Origin of the sequence: Microbacterium sp., assembly GCF_049661145.1 — a bacterium.
In the GTDB taxonomy this organism is placed as follows: domain Bacteria; phylum Actinomycetota; class Actinomycetes; order Actinomycetales; family Microbacteriaceae; genus Microbacterium.
This window is the reverse complement of record NZ_JBASZT010000109.1, coordinates 1-1912: the sequence shown is the minus strand read 5'-3', so window position 1 is coordinate 1912 and position 1912 is coordinate 1. Positions and strand designations below refer to the sequence as shown.

2 protein-coding genes are annotated in these 1912 nt (G+C 70.2%); one reads left to right on the top strand and one right to left on the bottom strand.

The features are described from left to right. The coding region (locus WBP48_RS04750) for a DUF4062 domain-containing protein (protein WP_424436836.1) at positions 1-634 on the bottom strand (634 nt) is incomplete at its 3' end. A gap of 96 nt (positions 635-730) precedes the next feature. On the opposite strand from WBP48_RS04750, the gene coaA reads away from it, so the two are divergent. Then, positions 731-1675: a type I pantothenate kinase gene (coaA, locus tag WBP48_RS04745; RefSeq protein WP_424436833.1), complete on the top strand. Its 945-nt coding sequence runs from the start codon at positions 731-733 to the stop codon at positions 1673-1675. The last annotated feature ends 237 nt before the right edge of the window (positions 1676-1912 follow it).

Genomic DNA, 1912 nt, shown 5'->3' with positions numbered 1-1912 from the left:
CGCCCGGACCGGTGAGCGTGACGATCCGGGTGGCCGGGTCGGCGAGCAGCCGCCGCACCTCGGCGCGCTCCCGCTCGCGGCCGACGAGCGGGGAGAACGGGGCGGGGATGCCGCCGGCATCCGCTCCGGCCACGACATGCTCGACGGTGCCCCGCGCGCGGTCGAAGTGCTCCGCGAGCAGGATCGCGAGATCGTCCTCGATCAGGCGGCCGAGCTCCTCGGCATCCGAGAAAGGCTTGTACGAGACCCGATCGTCCGAGCGGATGCGATCGAGCAGGTCCTCCAGGCGCGGCTGCCGATCCGGCGCCGGATCGCGCACGTAGATGAGGCTCGGCATGCCGACCGACAGCCGGTACTCGTCCTCCAGGCCCGACACCTCCTCGCCGGGGGCGACCCAGCCGTACTGCTCCGCATACAGCCCCACGAACACATCGCTCTGGGCGAGGTACGACCGGTACAGTTCCCGCGGCGGATGCGGGCGCGCACCCAGCTCGAACATCACCGGCGCGAGCCGCAACCGCTCGATCGCGTCCCGCGCGGCCTGCCGTTCGGGCGCGAGCTCGCGCAGCGTCGAACTCACGAAGACGCGGAGACGCTGGTCGGGGGTGCGGATCGGCTCGCGTGCGGCGACCATGACGGCATCATCGCGCACGGTTCGGCGTGCGTCCAGTGGCTGGGTTCGGGCCCCGGTTTGGGGTCGGGGTCCGGCGCGGAGGATAGAGTGGGCGCGATGTCCACCGAAGAAGCGACCGTCGTCGACTCGCTGTACCGCGAGGTCGGCCGCTCCGAGTGGGCGCGGCTGGCCACCGGCATCCCGAACCCGCTCACCGAGACCGAGGTCGTGCAGCTGCGCGGCATCGGCGACCGGCTCGATCTCACCGAGGTGCGCGAGGTCTACCTGCCGCTCAGCCGGCTGCTGTCGACCTACGCCGAGAACACCAAGCGGCTCGGCGCCGAGACGGCGGCCTTCCTCGGTGAGACCGATTCGACGACGCCGTTCGTCCTCGGCGTCGCGGGCTCGGTCGCCGTCGGCAAATCGACCATCGCGCGCCTGCTGCGGGAGCTTATGAGTCGCTGGCCGGGCACGCCGCGCGTCGAGCTGGTCACCACCGACGGGTTCCTCTATCCGAACGCCGAGCTCGAGCGCCGCGGCATCATGCACCGCAAGGGATTCCCGGAATCATACGACCGCCGCGCCCTCGTCAGCTTTCTCACCGAGGTGAAATCCGGTGCCGCCGAGGCTCGCGCCCCCTTCTACTCGCACGTGCGGTACGACATCATGCCCGACGCCCACGTCACCGTCCGCCGACCCGACGTCGTGATCGTCGAGGGGCTGAACGTGCTCTCCCCGCCGCCGTCACCCAACGACGTCGCCGTCAGCGACCTGTTCGACTTCTCGATCTATGTGGATGCCGACGACCGCGACATCGCGCAGTGGTACGTCGACCGATTCCTGCAGCTGCGACAGGGCGCCTTCACCAACCCGAACTCGTTCTTCAAGGTGTTCGCCGAGCTCTCGGATGCCGAGGCCATCGACACTGCCATGGGCTACTGGAACGACATCAACCTGCCCAACCTCCGCGAGAACGTCGAGCCGACCAAGCACCGGGCCACGCTCGTGCTGCGCAAGGCCGCCGACCACGCCGTCGAGACCGTGCGGTTGCGCAAGCTTTGACGTGCTGCGGATCAACGGCCGCGGGGCGGGGTTGGTGGGTGGCGGGTTGGCGCGCGGCGGGGTTTGCGCGCGGCGGGGTTTGTGCGGCGGGGTTTGCGCGCGGCGGGGTTTGTGTGCGCGGCGGGGTTTGTGTGCGCGGCGGGGTTTGTGCGCGCGGCGGGCAAGGTTGGGCGAGGCATCCTGGCGCCGAGTCGAAACCTTGGTTCGCCGAGCCGCTATCTTTCGACCGAGCCGCTA

Coding starts and splice junctions, on each gene's coding strand:
- coaA (WP_424436833.1), top strand. CDS start 731: ATGTCCACCGAAGAAGCGACCGTCGTCGACTCGCTGTACCGCGAGGTC.